Genomic DNA, 18,490 nt, shown 5'->3' on the forward strand with positions numbered 1-18,490 from the left:
CGGCGCCGGTGGCGGTGGCGGTGGCGGTGGCGGTGGCGGTGGCGGTGGCGGTGGCGGTGGCGGTCGAGCGTGCCGGACCGGCGACGGCCGCCCCCACCGGGTGGTGGAGGCGGCCGCCGCGGGACGTGAGCCGGTTACCCCAGCCAGCCCGGGATCGCCGGGACCGGGCCCGGCGACGTCGGCCTGGCGTCCGCGGAGGCGGCCGACAGCGGCGCGGGCTCCACCGCGGCGCACCGGGCGCCGGCGGCCGGGACCTTGAGGTTGATCAGGTACTCGTCCGTCGCGCCGCGGGTGCAGTCGCTGCGGTCGTACACGCCGTGGCCCCAGCCCTCGTAGGTCAGCAGGACGGTGGTGTCGCGGCTCTGCCGGTGCGCGTTGACCGCCCACTCGTACCCGGTGGCCGGGTCGTGCAGCGCGTTCATCATCAGGATCTTCGGCGCGTTGCGGATCTTCAGCCGGTGCTGCGGGTTGTTCACGTCGCCCGGCAGGCCGACGCAGCCCGCCATCGCGTAGTGGCCCAGCGACGAGCCGCGCATGTGCGGCGCGATCCGGTTGGCCTCGGCGACGAGGGCGGAGAACTCCCGGTGGTCGCGGACCCGGATCGCCCAGTCCTGGCAGAACACGGCCGGGAACGGGTTCTGCGCCGTCTCGGCGGCGAAGGCGACCGGCGACGCCGTGCCCGCGCCCAGCTCGACCAGCCACTCCGCCAGCCGCTGCCAGTCGGGGCCGTAGAACGCGCCGAACGCGTTGCCGATGATGTCGGCGGCGGTCACCTTCCGGTCCGGGTCCAGCGGGTCCACGATCTCGCCGCGGTCGGCGCGGGCGAGCAGGTCGTCCCACACCTCCGCCACGTCCCGGCCGTGCAGGGCGCACGACTCGGCGCGGTCGCACCACGCCACGAACTCGCGGAACGAGTCCTCGGCGGCCTCGGCCTCGGTGGCGTTGAACCGCCACGTGCCGAGGCTGTGGTCCATGTTCGAGTCGATCACCATGGCGCGGATGTGGCGGCCGTAGCGCTCGGCGTACTGCTGGCCGATCAGCGTGCCGTAGGAGATGCCGTAGTAGTTGATCTTCTGTTCGCCGAGCGCCCGGCGCAGGGCGTCGACGTCCTGGACGACCGCGCCGGTGTCGGCGTGGTCGAAGATCGGTCCGCTCTGCGCGCGGCAGTCGGCGGCGAGCTCGCGGTTGTACGCGGCGAGGGCGTCGAACTCGCGCTGGTTCGCCGGGTAGACCGACGGCTGCGCGTTCAGCTTCTCGATCGTGCACTTCACCGGTTGGCTGCGCGCGACGCCGCGCGGGTCGAAGCCGATGACGTCGAAGCGCGCCAGCACGTCGGGGCTGAAGTACCGGTCGGCGCCCAGGGCGAAGTCCACGCCGGAGCCGCCGGGCCCGCCGGGGTTGATCACCATGATCCCGACGCGCTTGGCCGGGTCGGTCGCCTTGCGGCGGGCCACGGCGAGGTCGAACCGCTCCCCGCGCGGGTTCGCCCAGTCGATCGGCAGGTTCAGCGTGCCGCACTCCACCTCGGCCAGTTCGGGGCACGGCTTCCAGTCGACGCGCGCCGCGGCCCCCGCCTGCGGCTCGGCCCCCGCCGCCTGCTCGGCCGACGCGAACGACGTGGTCCCCACGGCGAGCGCCACAGCGGTGGCCACACCGCCGAGCGCTCTGATGATCGGTCGCACAGGTTCCTCCCTAGTTCCTGTCACCCAATCGGGTTTCCGCAGGCTTCCAGGGGCGGAGAGCGCGCCACAACCGACTGAAGTCGCACTCGACGTCAGTCCAAGGGTTGACAATCTTGCCGGTTAATCAGCCCAGATCGCGATAGCGCTGGGTGATCACCCTGAGGCCATCCGCAGTCAGGGCGCCGAACAGCCGCAGCCGCGCCATGCCGCCGTCCGGGTAGATGTCGAGCCGCGCGTGGGTGGCCTCGGCGGCGTTCCCGACCCGGAACCGGTGGCGTGTGTCGGGCTGGAGCCGGGTGCGCGGCAGCACGTCGAACTCGGCCCCCGTGCGCGCGTCACGGCCCCGAACGGACGCCCAGCCGGGCGCGTTGCCCTTGAAGTGGCTGGTGTCGAGTTCCGCGAGCCGGATCACGCCCGGCGCGGCCAGCGCCACCTCCACCCAGTCGTTGCCGTCGTCACGGCGGCGCGCCGTCTCCCAGCCCTCGCCCATCACCGCCGCCTGGCCGGGCGCGATGAGGTTGGTCGGCGAGCCGTAGAACATGTCGCTGCACCCGGTGATCGAGGCGCCGTTCTCCAGCGCGGCCAGGTCGAGCGCGTCGGGGACGATCAGGTCCGGGTCGACCACCGGCTCCCCGAACACGCGCAGCCGCGCCACGCCGCCGTCCGGGTAGATGGTCAGCCGGACGTGCGTGTAGCGGCGGTGCGCGGACACGTCGAAGTAGTGCTTCCGGTCGCCGCCGAGCGCCGACCTCGGCACGACGGTCTCCCAGTCGGTCAGCTCCTCGGGGGCCGGGTAGCCCCGGGCGGAGGTCGCCTCGACCGACGCGAACGGCGGGTAGTTGCCCGTGAAGAACGCGGTGTCGACGACGACGCCCCTGATCACGCCCGGCAGGCCGAGCCGCACGATCGCCCGGTCCTCGCCCCGGTCACGCCGCCGACGCGTCTCCCAGCCGTCGTAGACCTGTCCCTTGTGGCCGAACGTGTACGTCCGGTACTCCGGCTCGGGCTTGCGGATCAGGTTCTCGCGCTCGGCGAACAGCTCGTCGTTGGCCCAGACGACGCTGCCGCCGACGGCGCGGCCGGCGAGGTCGGGGAGTCGGGTCCAGTCGGGCGCGTCGGTCATGCGTCTCCTCCGTCTGACGGTCGGGGCCGGGCGGTCAGGGCCGGGCGGTCAGCAGCCGCCCGCGGGGTCGGCCGTCGACCGGCTGCCCGCGCAGCCACGTCTGCCGCACGACACCGGCGAGCGGACGGCCGTGGTACGGCGTGACGGGGTTGCGGTGGTGCAGTGTCGCGCGGTCCACCACGAACGCCTCGTCCGGCGCGAACACGCAGAAGTCGGCGTCCGCGCCGGGTGCGATGCGGCCCTTGGCGTCCAGCCCGACCAGGTCGGCCGGGTTGGCGGCCATCCACCGGACCACGTCGGTCAGCGCGTGCCCGCGTTGCCTGGCCTGCGTCCACACGGCCGGCAGGCCCAGCTGCAGGCTCGCGACGCCGCCCCACGCGGTCGCGAAGTCGCCCCGCTTCAGGTCCGGCGTGCACGGCGAGTGGTCCGTGACGACGAGGTCGATCAGGTCGTCGCGCAACGCGTGCCAGAGCTGCTCGCGGTTGGCCGCCTCGCGGATCGGCGGGCAGCACTTGAACTCGGTGGCCGCGTCGCCGATCTCCTCCGCCACGAACGTCAGGTAGTGCGGGCACGTCTCGGCGGTGAGCCGCAGCCCCAGCTCCTTGGCCGCCTTGACGTGGCGCAGGCCGTGCGCGCTCGACAGGTGCAGGACGTGCAGCCTGGCCTTGGTCTCGTTGGCCAGGTCCACGACCGCGGTGATGGCGTGCGACTCGGCCTCGTGCGGCCGGGAGTCGAGGAAGCCGCGGTAGCCGGGGCCCGGTTCGGTGACGTCGTGCGGGTCCTCGGCGTGCACGATCGTGAGGGCGTCCCTGGGTTGCAGGACGCTCAGCGCGGCCCGCAGCTGGTCCTCGCCGACGTGCGGGAACTCGTCGACGCCCGAGTGGATCAGGAAGCACTTGAAGCCGAACACGCCGGCGTCGTGCAGCTCGGCCAGGTCGTCCAGGTTGTCCGGCACGATGCCGCCCCAGAAGCCGACGTCGACGTGCACCCGGCCGCGGGCCGCCTCCCGCTTGACCTCCAGCGCGGCCGCCGTGGTCGTCGCGGGCACGCTGTTGAGCGGCATGTCGACGATCGTGGTGACGCCGCCGGCCGCCGCCGCCCGCGTGGCGCTGTCGAAGCCCTCCCACTCGCTCCGGCCGGGGTCGTTCACGTGGACGTGCGTGTCGACCAGGCCGGGCAGGAGGACTTCGTCGTCGGCGAGTTCGACGACGGTCTCGGCGTGCAGGTGGTCGGCCACGGCGACGATCCGCCCGTCCTCGACGCCGACGTCGGCGCGGCGTTCACCGTCTGGAGTGACGACTCGGGCCGCTCGGAACACCAGGTCCATGCGCGTCACTCTCCCAGCCGGCCGGCGGCGATGCGACCACCCGAGCGGTGCGGGACCGGTTCCGGTTCGGCTCCCCGTCCGGCGGGGCGTGGGCGACTGCGTCAGCATAACTTCCACATCATGGAGTACGTCTTCCACAACACGAGAGGCCAGGCGCACTCCGGGCGACGGCGCAAGACTGTTGACACGCCTGAGGGGCGCTCGTACCGTCCCTCTGGCGGAAGTGGGATTCCGCGATACAGAAAAGGGAGCCTTAGTGCCCGATCTGGATGGGTTCAACTCCGCGCCTCCGGACCAGCTCCGCCCCCTGCTCACCGAATGCCTGGCGGTGCCGCGCTGGGTCGACGCCGTCCTCGCCGGCCGCCCCTACCCCGACGTGGACGCGCTGCTCGCGGCGTCCGACCGGTTCGCCGACCTGAGCGACGCCGAGGTGCGCGCCGCCATCGGCAGCCACCCGCGCATCGGCGAGAAGGCCCGCGGCGGCGGCGTGTCGGCGAAGTGGTCGGCGGACGAGCAGTCGGGCGTCACGGCGTCGCTCGCCGACCGGCTCCTGGCCGCGAACGCCGCGTACGAGGACCGGTTCGGCCACCTCTACCTGGTGTGCGCGACCGGCCTGACCGGTGAGCAGATGTTGGGCGACCTGACCGCGCGGATGGAGAACCCGCCGGACGTCGAACTCCGCGTGGTGAGCCGGGAACTGGCCAAGATCGCGGCCCTGCGGCTGAGGAAGGTGCTGGCATGACCACCCTCTCCACCCACGTCCTCGACGCCGAGGCGGGACGGCCTCGCGTCGGCGTGCCGGTCCGGCTGGAGAGCGCCGGCGAGGTGCGGGCCGAAGGCGTGACCGACGACGACGGCCGGCTGCGGTTCGCCGAGGACCTGGCGCCCGGCGTGCACCGGCTGGTGTTCGAGGTCGACACGCCGTTCTACCCGGAGATCACCGTCGCGTTCCGCGTCGCGGACGACGGCCCGGGGCACCTGCACGTGCCGATCCTGTTGAGCCCGTTCGCCTTCACGACCTACCGAGGGAGCTGACCGATGGCCATCGTCCTGGGGCCCAACCAGTACGGGAAGGCGGAGAACCGCCTCGTCACGGTGACCCGCGACGGTTCCGTGCACACGATCAAGGACCTCACGGTCAGCACCTCCCTGCGCGGCGACCTGGCGGACACCCACCTGACCGGCGACAACTCCAAGGTCCTGGCCACCGACACGCAGAAGAACACCGTCTACGCCTTCGCCAAGGAGTCCCCGGTCGGCGAGATCGAGGACTTCGCGCTGCGCCTCGGCCGGCACTTCGTCTCGTCGCAGGAGGCCATCACCGGCGCGCGCGTGCTCATCGACCAGCACGCGTGGGAGCGGATCGACGGCCATGATCACTCGTTCGTGCAAGGCAGCAACGAGAAGCGCACGACCGCGGTCACCGTCGAGGGCGACCGCGCGTGGGTCGTGTCGGGCGTGCGGGACCTGGTGGTGCTCAAGTCGACCGGGTCGGAGTTCCACGGCTTCCCGCGCGACCGGTACACCACCCTGAAGGAGACGGACGACCGCATCCTGGCCACGTCGGTGACGGCGCGGTGGCGGTACCAGGGCGTCGGCGGGGCGGACGGCGGGATCGACTGGGCGGAGACCTTCGCCGAGGTTCGCCGGCTGGTGCTGGCCACGTTCGCGGCCACGCACAGCCTGTCGTTGCAGCAGACGTTGTACGCCATGGGCGAGGCCGTGCTGCGGGACCGGCCCGAGGTGGCCGAGGTGCGGCTGTCGATGCCGAACAAGCACCACTTCGCGGTCGACCTGTCCCCGTTCGGGCTGGAGAACGACAACGAGGTGTTCTACGCCGCCGACCGGCCGTACGGGCTCATCGAGGGTTCCGTGCTGCGCGACGACGCCGAGGACGCCGGGTCGGCCTGGCACACCCTGCCCGCGTTCTGACCCGCGCCGTCCGGGGTTGGCTCGCGGCGCGCGGTCGAGCGCGACGCGCGGTCAATCCCGGCGCAGCGCCATCCGCTGCAACCGCCAGGAGTGGAACAGGTCGGCTTCCTCGTACCAGTCGACGCAGGTCGGCCGGCGGGCCGTGGCCAGGAACTCCAGCAGCACGGCGCGGTACGTCGGCAGCGGCAGGCCGACGCCGGGCGGGAAGTCCGTGTACGGCTCGTCCACGTACGGCGCGTCCGGGTCGCCCTTCGGCCAGCCGGTGAACCCGTCGTCCACGTAGTTCAGGTAGCCCCACCGGTCGCGGACGGCGAGCACCAGGTTGTGGTCGCTCTCCCCCTCCGCGTCCGTGCCGCGGCCGAAGTGCTCCAGCATGCCGTCGTTGCAGTCGGGCCGCGCCAGGGCGGCGATGAGCACGTCCACGTCCGCCGCGCACGCCACCACCTGGTAGCGGAACTCGGCCCGCTCCAGGTCCGGCAGCCCGGTCCACAACCCGGCCCGCATGGTCATGGACACACCCTGGCCGGTCCGGTGGCGTTCGGCCTTTCGCCGGATCGAGGACCACCCGATCCAGCGACACCGCGGTTACTCCCTCCTCGCCAAGGCCTGGAGGTCGGTCACGCTGAGTCCCGTGGCGCGGCGGACCTCGTCCTCCTCCAGCGCGCCGCAGTCGAGTGCCCGGAGGAACGACGTGGACAGGGCCTGGGCGGTGGCGGGCTCGTCCAGCACCGACCCGCCGGCCCGCTCGACGTACGCCTTCAGCCGGCGCGCGTCCGCGTCCACCCCTTCGAGGTAGAACGCGTGCACGGCCGCGTACCTCGTCACGAGTTGGGCCGGGTGCAGGTCCCAGCCCTGGTAGAAGCCGTGCGCCAACGACCGGCGGACCAGCCCGTAGTGCGTGCGCCAGCCCTCGTGGACGTTCTCGCCGACCGGCAGCACGTTGGTCGAGCCGTCGGACAGCGCGACACCCGTGCCGGCCCCCGACACCTGCATGACGTTGCGGGCGAAGTCGCACGCGCCGTGCGCCAGGTGCTGGTGCGCCGCGCCGAGACCGCAGCCCGCCGTGTAGTCGTAGGTGCCGAAGTGCAGCCCGGTGACCCGGCCGCGACCGGCCTCGATGAACTGCGGGAGCGCCAGCCTGCCCCGCGGGTCCACGATCGACCGGGTCGTCTCCACCTGGATCTCGAACCTCAGCGGCAGCCCGAACAGGTCCAGCACGTCGCCGAGCACCTCGACCTGGGCCACCGACGTGACCTTGGGGAAGGTGATCACGAACGCCTCGGGCGCCTCGCCGAGCGCGGTGAGGAACACGTCCAGCGTCCGGATGCCCCGGTCGCGCGACGACCTCGTGTCGAACGACTTCATCCGCAGCCCGAACCGCGGCGGCGCCGCGCCGTCCCGCAGCCAGTCCCGCACCACGAGGGCGGTGCGCTCGGCGTCCGCGTCCTCCTCGGCGTCGGAGCGGACGCCGTAGCCGTCCTCGAAGTCGATCCGCAGGTCCTCCACCGGTTCGGCGGCCAGCTTGGCGCGCACGCGGCCGTCCACGACCCGGGCGACGTCCGGCGCGAGGCCGAGCACGTCGGCCAGCCCGTCCGGGGCGTGGTCGTCCAGTGCCGCAAGCGCTTGCGCGCCCCAGTCGCCCACGGTCGCCGGGCCGACGCGGTCGGCCGGCACGTAGCAGGTGTGCACCGGCTGCCTGCCCGCCGGCGCGCGGTCCTCCACCTCGGACAGCCGGGCGGTGGCCGCCCGCACGGCCTCCGGCGACAGCGACGTCCGCGGCACGTCAGCCGATCCGCTCGTACGCGGGCAGGGTCAGGAAGTCCACGAACTCGTCGGACAGCGCGACCCGCTCGAACAGCTCCACGGCCAGGTCCAGGTGCCCGCCGTCGAGGTCGTCGAGGTCGTCCTTCACGCGGGCCAGCACGTCGCGCACGAGGTCGGCGGTGACCGGCGTGCCGTCGTCCAGCACGACGCCGTTGTGCACCCACTGCCACAGCTGGGAGCGGGAGATCTCGGCGGTGGCGGCGTCCTCCATCAGGTTGTGGATGGCCGCCGCGCCGTTGCCGCCGAGCCACGACACCAGGTAGCGCACGCCGACGTCGACGGCAGACTCCACGCCCGCGCGCGTCGCGCCGCCGCCCGCGGACTTGAAGTCCAGCAACTGCTCCGCGGTGACGGACACCTCCGGCCGCAGCTCGTCCAGCTGGTTGGGCTTGTCCCCGAGCTCCTGGCCGAAGATCTCCGCGCACACCGGCACGAGGTCCGGGTGCGCCACCCAGGAGCCGTCGAAGCCGTCGCCCGCCTCGCGCCGCTTGTCGTCGCGCACCTTCGCCAGCGCGCGCTCGGTGACCTCCGGGTCGCGCCGGTTCGGGATGAACGCGGCCATGCCGCCCATCGCGAACGCGCCCCGCTTGTGGCACGTGCGCACGAGCAGTTCGGTGTAGGCGCGCATGAACGGCACGGTCATCGTGATGCTGTTGCGGTCCGGCAGCACGAAGTCCGGCCCGGCGTCGCGGAAGTACTTGATGATGCTGAACAGGTAGTCCCAGCGGCCCGCGTTCAGGCCGGACGCGTGGTCGCGCAGCTCGTAGAGGATCTCCTCCATCTCGAACGCGGCGGGGATCGTCTCGATCAGGACGGTGGCGCGGATCGTGCCATGCGGGACGCCGAGCCGTTCCTGCGCGGCGGTGAACACGTCGTTCCACAGCCGGGCTTCGAGGTGGCTCTCCATCTTCGGCAGGTAGTAGTACGGCTTGCCCAGCTCGGCGTTGTGGAAGAAGTGCAGGCCGAAGTCGACCAGCGCGCCCACGGCCGGCTCACCGTCGACCTCGACGTGCCGCTCGGGCAGGTGCCAGCCGCGCGGCCGGACCACGATCGTCGGGCGCGCCACGTCGTCGCGCAGGGTGTAGCGCTTGCCCTCCGGTGACGTGTGGTCGATCGTGCCGCGGGCCGCGTCGTAGAGGTTGACCTGGCCGGAGACGACGTTGTGCCAGTGCGGGGTGTTGGCGTCCTCCAAGTCGGCCAGCCACACCTTCGCGCCGGAGTTGAGCGCGTTGATGGTCATCTTGCGCTCGGTCGGGCCGGTGATCTCGACCCGCCGGTCGCGCAGCGGCTCGGGCGCCTCGGCGACCTTCCAGTCACCGTCGCGCACCGCCCGCGTCTCGGGCAGGAACCCGAGCGGACGGCGTCGCGCGCGGCGGGCGACCAGCTCGTCACGGGTGGCGGCGAAGTCGCGGTGCAGTCCGGCGACGAACTCCAGCGCGTCCGGCGTGAGGATCTCGTCCCCGCGCTCCACTTCGCCCCCGAGGACGCGAACACCGGACATGGAAGCCCACCTCGATTCCGAGTCGGTTTCTACTTCGCGGACTATAGTTTTCGCAACGCGGAACGGCAACGAAGGAGTGATCTCCCGTGGCAGGAGAGTCCACCGGCGGCGTGCAATCGCTCCGACGCGCCTTCGACCTGCTGGAACGCCTGGCCGACGCGGGCGGCGAGGCCAGCCTGTCCGAGCTGGCCGCCGCCTCCGGGCTCCCGCTCCCGACGATCCACCGCCTCATCCGCACCCTCGTCACGCTGGGGTACGTGCGGCAGAACAGCAACCGCCGGTACACGCTCGGGTCGCGGTTGATCCGGCTCGGCGAGAGCGCGTCGCGGCAGTTCGGCACGTGGGCGCGGCCGTTCCTGGCGCAGCTGGTCGACCAGGTGGAGGAGACCGCGAACCTGGCCGTGCTCGACGGCGACGAGGTGGTGTACGTGGCGCAGGTGCCGTCACGGCACTCGATGCGGATGTTCACCGAGGTCGGCCGCCGGCTCCTGCCGCACGGCACCGGCGTCGGCAAGGCAATGCTGTCGCAGCTGCCGCGCGACGACGTGCGGGCGCTGCTGGGGCGGACCGGCCTGCCCGCGTACACGCCGAACACGATCACCGACCCGGAGGAGCTGCTGGCGTCGCTGGACCGGATCGCCGCGCAGGGCTACGCGCTGGACGAGAGCGAGCAGGAGCTGGGCGTGCGGTGCATCGCCGTGCCGCTGCACGGCGCGCCGACGTTGGCCGCGGTGTCGGTGTCGGGGCCGGACAGCCGGCTGACCAAGGACGCGGTGGCGCGCATCCTGCCCGAGGTGCTGGCCATCGCGAAGCGGTTGTCCGACCAGGCGGGACGCGCCTGACCTCGGCGCGTCCCGACGCGGGCGTCAGCCCAGCAGTGCCTCGACGAAGGCCGCCGGCTCGAACGGGGCCAGGTGGTCGGCGCCCTCGCCCAGGCCCACCAGCTTCACCGGCACGCCCAGCTCGCGCTGCACCTGGAACACGATGCCGCCCTTGGCCGTGCCGTCGAGCTTGGTCAGCACGATGCCGGTCACGTCGACGACCTCGGCGAACACGCGGGCCTGGGTCAGGCCGTTCTGGCCGGTGGTGGCGTCGAGGACGAGCAGCACCTCGTCCACCTCGGCCTGCTTCTCCACCACGCGCTTGACCTTGCCCAGCTCGTCCATCAGGCCGGTCTTGGTGTGCAGGCGGCCCGCGGTGTCGATCAGCACGGTGTCCACGCCCGCGTTCACGCCCTGCTTGACCGCCTCGAACGCCACCGAGGCCGGGTCCGCGCCCTCGGCGCCGCGGATGGTCGTCGCGCCCACGCGCGAGCCCCACGTCTCCAGCTGGTCGGCGGCGGCGGCGCGGAACGTGTCCGCCGCGCCCAGCAGCACGGTGCGGCCGTCGGCGACCAGGACGCGGGCCAGCTTGCCGGTGGTGGTGGTCTTGCCGACGCCGTTGACGCCGACGACCAGCACGACCGCGGGCTTGACGCCGTCGCCGCCCACCGCGTGCGGCAGGGCGTTCACGGCGCGGTTCATCTCCGGGTGCAGGGCGTCGACCAGCACGTCCCGCAGCAGCGCGCGGGCGTCGTCCGCCGTGCGCACGCCGCGCGACACGATCTGCTCCCGCAGCGCGGTGACGATCTGGTCGGTGATCGCCGCGCCCAGGTCGGCCATCAGGAGCGTGTCCTCGATGTCGGTCCACGAGTCCTCGTCCAGGTCGCCCGCGCCCAGCAGGCCGAGCAGTCCCTGGCCGAACGTGGACCGGGACCGCGAGAGCCGGCCGCGCAGCCGTTCCAACCGGCCGGAGGTGGGCTCGATCTCCTCGATCTCGGACGCCGCGTCGGGCAGCGCCACGTCGACGAACCCGCGCTTGACCGAGTCGCGCGGCACGGCGGCGTCATCGCCGACACCGGGCTGGCCGTCGACCTCGGTGCGGTCGGCCACGGGGTGCTCGACCGGCTCGATCGTCTCCACGACCTCGGACCGGCCGGCGGGCTCGCCGGGCTTGACCGGCTCGACGACGACCTCGCCCGGCGCCCGTTCGACCGGCCCCGCCTCCTCGACCGGCCTCACCTTGTCGACGGGCCCGGCCTTGTCGGCGGGCCTCACCTTGTCGGCGGGCCTGGCCTTGTCGGCGGGCCTCTCGGCGGGACGGACCTTCTCGGTGGGCTTGGCGCGCTCGACGGGCTCGCGTTCGGCGGGTGGGGCCTTGGGCGGCGCGGGCGCGTTGAACGTGATCGCGCCACCGGCCTGGTAGCCGCCCTTCGCGGGCTGGTCCGGCTCGCGCTCGGTGAGGCTGATCCGCCGGCGTCGCGCCAGCACGACGCCCGTCACGAGGGCGACCGCGAGCAGTGCCGCGACGACGACGATGATCCAGATCAGGGACGTTGTGGACACCGGCCAATCCTCGCACGGCCGTGTATGTTGACGATCGACGAACCATATTGATTTCCGGCAACTTTCCCACCGAGACTCTTGCGCCTGCGGGCCGTGTGGAATAGACCACAGGGCGTGAAGGTGATCGGGCTCATATCCGGCACGTCGATGGACGCCATCGACGTGGCCGTCGCCGACCTGTTCCTGGACGGACCGACGGTCGTGCTGACCCCTCTGGAGCACGCCGAGCACCCCTTCCCCGCGGCCTTGCGCGAGGCGCCCACCAGCGCCGCCGACCTCTGCGTGCTCGACACCCGGCTCGGCCAGGCGTTCGCCGAGGTCGCCGCCCGGTACCAGGGCGACCTCGTGTCGTCGCTCGGGCAGACCGTGCACCACTGGGTCGAGGACGGCCGCTGCCTGGGCACGCTCCAGCTCGGCCAGCCCGCGTGGATAGCCGAAGTCACCGGGCTGCCGGTGGTGTCGGACCTCAGGGTCCGGGACGTCGCCGCGGGCGGGCACGGCGCGCCGCTGGCGAGCACCCTGGACGCCCTGTGGCTGGCCGGTTTCGGCTCTCCGGCCACGGCGCTCAACATCGGCGGCATCGCCAACATCACCAAGGTTTCGCCCGAAGGTGTGATCGCCTACGACACCGGGCCGGGCAACGCGCTCATGGACGCGGCGATGACCGTGCTGTCCGGAGGGCGGCGCACGCAGGACACCGACGGCGAGTTCGCCCGCCGCGGCCACGTGCACGCCGAACTCCTCGACCGCCTGCTCGCCGACCCGTACTACGACCTGCCCGCGCCGAAGTCGACCGGCAAGGAGCACTTCAACCGCGCCTACCTCGACCGGTTCACCGCGGGCCTGACCCTGTCCGCCGAGGACTTCCTCGCCACGCTCACCGAGTTGACCGCCCGGACCATCGCCGCCGAGTGCGAGGGCACGGTGATCGGTTCGGGCGGCGGCATGCGCAACCCCGTGCTGGTCGAGTCGTTGGGCCGACACGTGGACCTGCGCACGAGCGACGAGCTGGGCCTGCCCGCGGCGGCCAAGGAGGCCTACCTCGCCGCGCTGCTGGGTTTCCTGACGTGGCACGGACTGCCCGCCAACGTGCCGTCCGCCACCGGCGCCGCCGGTCCGCGGCCGCTGGGGTCGATCACCCCCGGCCGCTACCCGCTGCGCCTGCCCGAGCCCGCGATCACGGCGGTGACCGGACTGAGAGTCAGCCGCCAGGAGCGGCCGTCTGGCCAAGGGTGCCAGGAAGATGGAGGAGACCATGCGCGCACTTGATGTCGGCATCATCGTGCTGTTCCTGGTGGGCATGCCGCTGCTGGGCGTGTGGATCGCCGGGCGGCAGCGCTCCGCCACCGACTACTTCGTCAGCGAGCGCCGCATCTCGTGGTGGGTCGTCTGCGTGTCGGTGGTGTCGGCGGAGACGTCGACGTTGACCGTGCTGAGCGTGCCGACAGTCGCCTACCTGGGCACGACGACGTTCCTGTCGCTGGCGATCGGCTACCTGCTCGGCCGGATCGTCGTGTCGTTCGTGCTGCTGCCCAAGTACATCGCGGGCGAGCTGATCACCGCGTACGGGTTCCTCGGCAAGCGGTTCGGGCCGGGCATCCAGGGCACGGCGTCGATGACGTTCCTCGTCACCCGGCTGCTCGCGGACGGCCTGCGGCTGTTCGCCACCGCCATCCCGATCAAGGTCGTGCTCGTCGCGTACGGCGTGAACGCCTCGTACTGGGCGATCGTGGCGGTGCTCGGCCTGGCGATGGTCGTCTACAGCTTCCTCGGCGGCGTGCGGGCCGTGGTGTGGGTCGACGCCATCCAGATGCTCTGGTACGTCGTCGGCGCGATCGTCGTGATCATGGTCCTGAACGGCCGCCTTCCCGACGGCTGGTTCGGCGCCGCGGCCGACGCGGGCAAGTTCCAGGTCCTCGACTTCTCCGCCAGCCCGCTCACCTCGGCGTACGCGATCCCCACCGCGTTCATCGGCGGCGCGGTGCTGTCCATGGCCTCGCACGGCGCGGACCAGCTGATCGTGCAGCGGCTCATGGCCACCAAGGACGTGCGCGCGGCGCAGAAGGCGCTGATCGCCAGCGGCGTGGTGGTGTTCCTCCAGTTCGCGCTGTTCCTGTTCATCGGCGTGATGCTGTGGGCGTTCTACAAGGCGGCCCACCCGGTCAAGGACCTCAAGCTCAACAACAACGACGAGCTGTTCGCCAACTTCATCGTCAACGACATGCCGTCGGGCCTGTCCGGGTTCGTGATCGCGGGCATCCTCGCGGCGGCGCTGTCGTCGTCGCTGGGCGCGCTGGCGTCCTCCACCGTGACGGACGTGGTGCAGCGGGTCGTGAAGCGGCCGATGACCGAGGCCGAGGTGTTCAAGCAGGGCCGCATCTGGACCGTGGTGTGGGCCGGCCTCCTGATCGTGTGCGCCGGGATGTTCGCCACGCTGACGCGGCGCGGCAACCCGATCGTGGAGCAGGGCCTGTCGATCGCCGGGTTCACGTACGGCGCGCTGCTGGGCGCGTTCCTGCTGGGCCTGCTGTTCCGCAAGGCGCGGCAGTCCGACGCGATCGTGGCGTTCGCGGTGACGGTGGTCGTGATGGCGTTCGTGATCCTGGGCGTGAAGTTCGTCGGCCCCGACGCCCAGCTGGAGATCAACTTCTCGGCGGCGGCCCCGGCGCAGAAGGTCTTCGCGCTGGCGTACCCGTGGTACACGGTGCTCGGCGTGATCGTGACGCTGGTCGTCGGCGGCCTGATGTCGTTGCGGCACAAGGGGTACCAGCCGCCGGAGACGGAGGAGGCGGTGTCCGCCAAGGCCTCGTGACGGTGTGACGGTGTGAGGCGCAGGCGGCCTGAGCGGTCTACCCGACGTTCAGGCCGCTCGGCGGGTGAGGCGACGGCACGGGGTCAGGGCGGCATCGGTCGGGACGGCTCGGGCCGGGACGGCACGGGTCGGGGCGGCACGGGTCGGGGCGGCACGGTCAGGACGGCTCGGGTAGGGGCGGCACGGGTCGGGGACGGCACGGTCAGGGCGGCACGGTCAGGCGGCTTGGGCGCGATAGGCGACGAGTTCCAGGTGCAGGCGGAAGCCCAGCCGGTCGAACAGCCGCTGCGACGACCGGTTGCCGGCCAGGATCGCGGCGGCGGCCTGCGGTCGGGCGCCGGACTTCTCGGCCAACTTCCACACCAGCTCGGTGACCAGCGCGCCGCCGACGCCCTGCCCGCGCACGTCCGGTTCCACGGCCACGAAGTCCAGGTAGAACTCGCTCGGCTCGGCCTTGCCCGAGGCGTAGCCGAGCACCCGGTCGCCGTCCATCGCGACCACCACGGTGTGGGACCGGCTGCCGTCCACGAGCTTGCGCCCGGACAGGTAGGTCTTCGGGAAGCACCGCTCGTGCAGCACGGCCACGGCCTCGTGCACGGCCGCGTCGGTCGGCAGCACGCGCATCTCGCGGGCCGGACCGGTGCGCGGGCAGCTCGCCTCGCGCAGCATCAGGCCGCGCAGGCCCTCGCCGTCGAGGACGTGGATGCCGCACGGGCGGGCGGCCGAGAAGCCGTGCCGCTCGGCGAACGCGGCCAGCCGCCGGTGCCCGGTGTGGCCGAGCAGCTCCCGGTCGGCGACGCCGTCGAGCAGCGGCGCGACCCGCGCGTACAGGGCGTCCGCGGTCTGGTCCCAGATCCGGCTGCCCGCCGGGTGGTTGACCGGCACGTCCACGAACGGTCCGTGCAGGTAGGCGCGGCCGGTGTCGGTGTCCAGCTCGACGGTGAGCGCGCCACGCACCCACCCCGAGTCGTCGGTGGCGACGACGGTGCACGCGGACCAGTCCGGCTCGAACTCGGCCAGCTCGGCGGAGACGTCGCCGAGCGTCTCACCGAGGTAGCCGATGTGGTGCGCGTCGTCGGCCTGCAGGCGCAGGATCAGCGCGAGCACGGCGTCCAGGTCGTCCTGGGCGGCGGGACGGATGTCGTACATGTCTGGAATGGTCGCCCGCGAGTCGGGCGAACGCGAGGGAGTTTTCGACGCCGGGATCGCGGGACGTGACGGACGTCGCGCGGCGGCGCCCGGACGTCCTCGACGGCGTGCGATCCGACCGCCGGCCGCGACCCTGCGCCGGACGGCGGCGTCGCGCTCGGTGCCTGCCGACGCGCACCGGATGGCGCCGGCACAACGCTCCCGCGCCTCCTAGCGTCGGGGGCATGACGGACGACGTCCTCGACATCCCCTTCGCCGACGCCTTCGCGTTCGACCCCTCGCCCACGTGGGCGCGGCTGCGCGAGGAGGCGCCGGCGGTTCGGGTCCGAACCCTCGCGGGCGCCGTCGTGTGGCTGGTGACCCGCTACGACGACGTGAAGCTGGTGCTGGCGGACCCGCGGTTCTCCCGGGCCGGCGTGGTGGCCGAGGGCGCGCCGCGGGTCGGGGTGTCCCGGCCGCTGCCCGGCACCCTGCCGACCACCGACCCGCCCGAGCACACCCGGCTGCGCAAGCTCGTGTCCGGCGCGTTCTCGCACCGGCGGATCGAGCGGACCCGTCCGTGGGTGCGAGAGCTGTGCGAGGAGCTGGCGGACGACGTCGTGGACGGCGCGGACCTGCGGCGGGTGTACGCGCTGCCGCTGCCGCTCCAGGTCATCTGCACGCTGCTCGGCGTGCCGTACGGGGACCGCGAGCGGTTCCGGGAGTGGGTCGAGCTGGCCTACAGCATGGAGATGTCGGAGCAGTCGCGCGTCGAGGCGGCGATGGCGAGCCTGGTCGCGTACATGGGCGAGCTGGTCGCGGCGAAACGGCGGGAGGCCCGGTCCGACGACCTGCTCGACGAGCTGTGCGCGACGCCGCTGACGCACGACGAGCTGGTCGCGTTCGCACTGAACCTGCTGGTCGCGGGGCACGAGACGTCGGCGAACCAGATCACCGGCTTCGTCGCGACCCTGCTGCGCGACCGGTCGGCGTGGGAACGGCTGGTGGCCGACCCGTCGCTGGTGCCGAGCGCCGTGGAGGAGCTGATGCGGTTCACGCGGCTCAGCGACGTGGGGCAGCTGCGGGTGGCGCTGGAGGACGTGCCGGTCGCCGGTGTGGTGATCCGCGCGGGTGAGGGCGTGATGGCGTCGATCGGCTCGGCGAACCGCGACCCGCGCGCGTTCCCGCACCCGGACCGGCTCGACCTGGGCCGCACCCCCAACCCGCACCTGGCGCTCGGCGTCGGCCCGCACTTCTGCCTCGGCGCCCAGCTGGCCCGGATCGAGCTGCGGGAGGCGCTGACCGTGCTGCTGGAGCGGTTCCCGGGGCTGCGGGCGGCCCGACCCGTCGAGGAGCTGGCCTGGCGGCGGGTGCTGGTCAGCGGTCTCGCCGAGCTGCCGGTGCGCGTCTGACCCGTTCCGGCCGGTCACGACCGGTTCCGATCGGCGTCAACCGGTGTTCGGCGGGTGTTTGGTCCGCGTCTGGTTCGGGCGACACGACGTCACGGGTGACGGACATCTATTGCCGCGCGTTTCGCGGTGGGGAACCCTGGACCCGTGAGCGAGGAAACGATCCAACTCGAACTCAACGACAGCGGGGTGGCGGTAGACCTACCGATGCCTGCCAACCAGCGGGACCAGGTGCAGGAGGTCCCCTACCGGCCGGTGGAGTTCCGCGACGACGACCTGCCCAACGCCATGGAGCGCGCGGCCACGTGGCTGAGGCAGACCCAGGACTGGCTCGGCGAGCCGGTCGACGTCATCGCGGTGCACCTCGACTACGACGACACCAAGGGCTCGCCCTACTACGCCCTCAAGTTGCTCTGCAACGAGGAGGACTTGGCGGGCGTGCCCCGGGTGGTGCGTGAGCACGAGGGCACTACTCACGAGTAACGTACGCTGAGGACATGCCAGATCGCGTGTACCCGCCGGTGATCGCCGCGGCCAAGCTGATGTTCCGCGTGCTCGACCTGCGGATCACCGTGGAAGGCGCGGAACACGTGCCGACCACCGGCGGGGCCGTGCTGGCCTCCAACCACGTCTCCTACCTCGATTTCATCTTCGCCGGCTACGGCGCGCAGCCCGCGCGCAGGCTGGTCCGGTTCATGGCCAAGCACGAGGTGTTCCGCCACCGCGTGTCCGGCCCGCTCATGCGCGGGATGCGCCACATCCCGGTGGACCGGGCCGCCGGCCAGGCGTCCTACCAGCAGGCGTTGGACGCGCTGCGGGCCGGCGAGGTCGTCGGGATCTTCCCGGAGGCCACGATCAGCCGGTCGTTCACCGTCAAGGAGGTGAAGAGCGGCGCGGTGCGCCTCGCGGCCGAGGCCGGCGTGCCGCTCCTGCCGACCGCCGTGTGGGGCACCCAGCGGCTGTGGACGAAGGGCAGGCCGAAGTCCCTGACCCAGCGCCACGTGCCGGTGACGATCGTCATCGGCGAGCCGATGGAGCCGACCACGGACGCCGCGCTGCGCGAGCGGATGCAGGCGTTGCTGGACGACGCGCAGGCCCGGTACCCGGAGTCGGGCGAGGGCCAGTGGTGGCAGCCGGCCCACCTGGGCGGCACCGCGCCCACGCCGGAAGAGGCGAAGCGCCTCGACGACCGATAGTCCGACCGAGAACCGAATCAGGGGTCCCCGCCAGAGGGACCCCTGATTTCATTCTGCCGGCGACCGCCGACGATTCGGGTTGCTGAAGCTTCACCTGTGGACAACTCGGAAGCCGGCACCTCCGCTGTGGACAACTCCGCGGTGGATGCCTCAGGAGCCGACTGCTCCGCTG

The 18,490-nt window shown here is 72.4% G+C and carries 17 protein-coding genes; 9 read left to right on the forward strand and 8 right to left on the reverse strand.

Annotated elements, in window-relative coordinates; translation table 11 throughout:
- Positions 1-134 precede the first annotated feature (134 nt).
- From ACRAKH_RS27960 to allB, 3 genes are all read right to left on the reverse strand, one after another.
- Positions 135-1,682 carry an alpha/beta hydrolase gene (locus ACRAKH_RS27960; protein ID WP_380725516.1) on the reverse strand — a complete coding sequence of 516 codons (1,548 nt, stop codon included), beginning with the start codon at positions 1,680-1,682 and terminating at the stop codon, positions 135-137.
- A 124-nt stretch (positions 1,683-1,806) separates the two neighbouring features.
- Positions 1,807-2,805, reverse strand: coding sequence for an allantoicase (gene alc / locus ACRAKH_RS27965; RefSeq protein WP_380725514.1), 999 nt, complete (start codon positions 2,803-2,805; stop codon positions 1,807-1,809).
- A 34-nt stretch (positions 2,806-2,839) separates the two neighbouring features.
- The gene (gene allB, locus ACRAKH_RS27970) at positions 2,840-4,132 is read right to left on the reverse strand and encodes an allantoinase AllB (protein ID WP_380725512.1); all 1,293 of its coding nucleotides are present in this window, start codon (positions 4,130-4,132) and stop codon (positions 2,840-2,842) included.
- A gap of 256 nt (positions 4,133-4,388) precedes the next feature.
- Between allB and uraD the strand changes: the two genes are divergently transcribed.
- The 3 genes from uraD to pucL are packed head-to-tail and all read left to right on the forward strand — an operon-like array spanning position 4,389 to position 6,064.
- On the forward strand, positions 4,389-4,874 hold the full coding sequence (gene uraD / locus ACRAKH_RS27975) for a 2-oxo-4-hydroxy-4-carboxy-5-ureidoimidazoline decarboxylase (RefSeq protein WP_380725510.1): 486 nt from the start codon (positions 4,389-4,391) through the stop codon (positions 4,872-4,874).
- Positions 4,871-5,167, forward strand: a complete 297-nt coding sequence (locus tag ACRAKH_RS27980; protein WP_380725508.1) for a hydroxyisourate hydrolase — start codon at positions 4,871-4,873, stop codon at positions 5,165-5,167. Before uraD ends, ACRAKH_RS27980 begins: the two co-directional genes overlap by 4 nt.
- 3 nt (positions 5,168-5,170) lie before the next feature.
- Positions 5,171-6,064, forward strand: a complete 894-nt coding sequence (gene pucL, locus ACRAKH_RS27985) for a factor-independent urate hydroxylase (protein WP_380725506.1) — start codon at positions 5,171-5,173, stop codon at positions 6,062-6,064.
- Positions 6,065-6,115: 51 nt separating this feature from the next.
- On the opposite strand, the gene ACRAKH_RS27990 is transcribed toward pucL, so the two are convergent.
- From ACRAKH_RS27990 to aceB, 3 genes are all read right to left on the reverse strand, one after another.
- Positions 6,116-6,574 carry an Imm1 family immunity protein gene (locus ACRAKH_RS27990; protein WP_380725504.1) on the reverse strand — a complete coding sequence of 153 codons (459 nt, stop codon included), beginning with the start codon at positions 6,572-6,574 and terminating at the stop codon, positions 6,116-6,118.
- 75 nt (positions 6,575-6,649) lie between these two features.
- The gene (locus ACRAKH_RS27995; RefSeq protein WP_380725502.1) at positions 6,650-7,846 is read right to left on the reverse strand and encodes a DUF6986 family protein; all 1,197 of its coding nucleotides are present in this window, start codon (positions 7,844-7,846) and stop codon (positions 6,650-6,652) included.
- A gap of 1 nt (position 7,847) precedes the next feature.
- Positions 7,848-9,389, reverse strand: coding sequence for a malate synthase A (gene aceB, locus ACRAKH_RS28000; RefSeq protein ID WP_380725500.1), 1,542 nt, complete (start codon positions 9,387-9,389; stop codon positions 7,848-7,850).
- An 86-nt stretch (positions 9,390-9,475) separates the two neighbouring features.
- On the opposite strand from aceB, the gene ACRAKH_RS28005 reads away from it, so the two are divergent.
- The gene (locus tag ACRAKH_RS28005) at positions 9,476-10,231 is read left to right on the forward strand and encodes an IclR family transcriptional regulator (protein WP_380725498.1); all 756 of its coding nucleotides are present in this window, start codon (positions 9,476-9,478) and stop codon (positions 10,229-10,231) included.
- Positions 10,232-10,255: 24 nt separating this feature from the next.
- Here the strand turns inward: ACRAKH_RS28005 and ftsY are convergent, their stop codons facing one another.
- A complete protein-coding gene (gene ftsY / locus ACRAKH_RS28010; protein ID WP_380725496.1) occupies positions 10,256-11,773 on the reverse strand; it encodes a signal recognition particle-docking protein FtsY in 1,518 nt (505 codons plus the stop codon).
- A gap of 114 nt (positions 11,774-11,887) precedes the next feature.
- Between ftsY and ACRAKH_RS28015 the strand changes: the two genes are divergently transcribed.
- A complete protein-coding gene (locus ACRAKH_RS28015) occupies positions 11,888-13,042 on the forward strand; it encodes an anhydro-N-acetylmuramic acid kinase (protein ID WP_380725494.1) in 1,155 nt (384 codons plus the stop codon).
- Positions 13,029-14,585: a sodium:solute symporter gene (locus tag ACRAKH_RS28020; RefSeq protein ID WP_380725492.1), complete on the forward strand. Its 1,557-nt coding sequence runs from the start codon at positions 13,029-13,031 to the stop codon at positions 14,583-14,585. The genes ACRAKH_RS28015 and ACRAKH_RS28020 overlap by 14 nt, the downstream gene beginning before the upstream one ends.
- Before the next feature lie 216 nt (positions 14,586-14,801).
- Here ACRAKH_RS28020 and ACRAKH_RS28025 read toward each other — a convergent pair whose 3' ends face one another.
- Positions 14,802-15,734, reverse strand: a complete 933-nt coding sequence (locus tag ACRAKH_RS28025) for a GNAT family N-acetyltransferase (protein WP_380725490.1) — start codon at positions 15,732-15,734, stop codon at positions 14,802-14,804.
- 224 nt (positions 15,735-15,958) lie between these two features.
- Between ACRAKH_RS28025 and ACRAKH_RS28030 the strand changes: the two genes are divergently transcribed.
- The 3 genes from ACRAKH_RS28030 (at position 15,959) to ACRAKH_RS28040 (ending at position 18,318) form a co-directional block, all read left to right on the forward strand.
- Entirely contained in the window at positions 15,959-17,125 is a 1,167-nt protein-coding gene (locus ACRAKH_RS28030) for a cytochrome P450 (RefSeq protein ID WP_380725488.1), read from the forward strand.
- Between the two features lie 144 nt (positions 17,126-17,269).
- On the forward strand, positions 17,270-17,605 hold the full coding sequence (locus tag ACRAKH_RS28035; protein WP_380725486.1) for a hypothetical protein: 336 nt from the start codon (positions 17,270-17,272) through the stop codon (positions 17,603-17,605).
- A 14-nt stretch (positions 17,606-17,619) separates the two neighbouring features.
- On the forward strand, positions 17,620-18,318 hold the full coding sequence (locus tag ACRAKH_RS28040; RefSeq protein WP_380725484.1) for a lysophospholipid acyltransferase family protein: 699 nt from the start codon (positions 17,620-17,622) through the stop codon (positions 18,316-18,318).
- The last annotated feature ends 172 nt before the right edge of the window (positions 18,319-18,490 follow it).

It is taken from the genome of Saccharothrix hoggarensis (genome assembly GCF_052936025.1).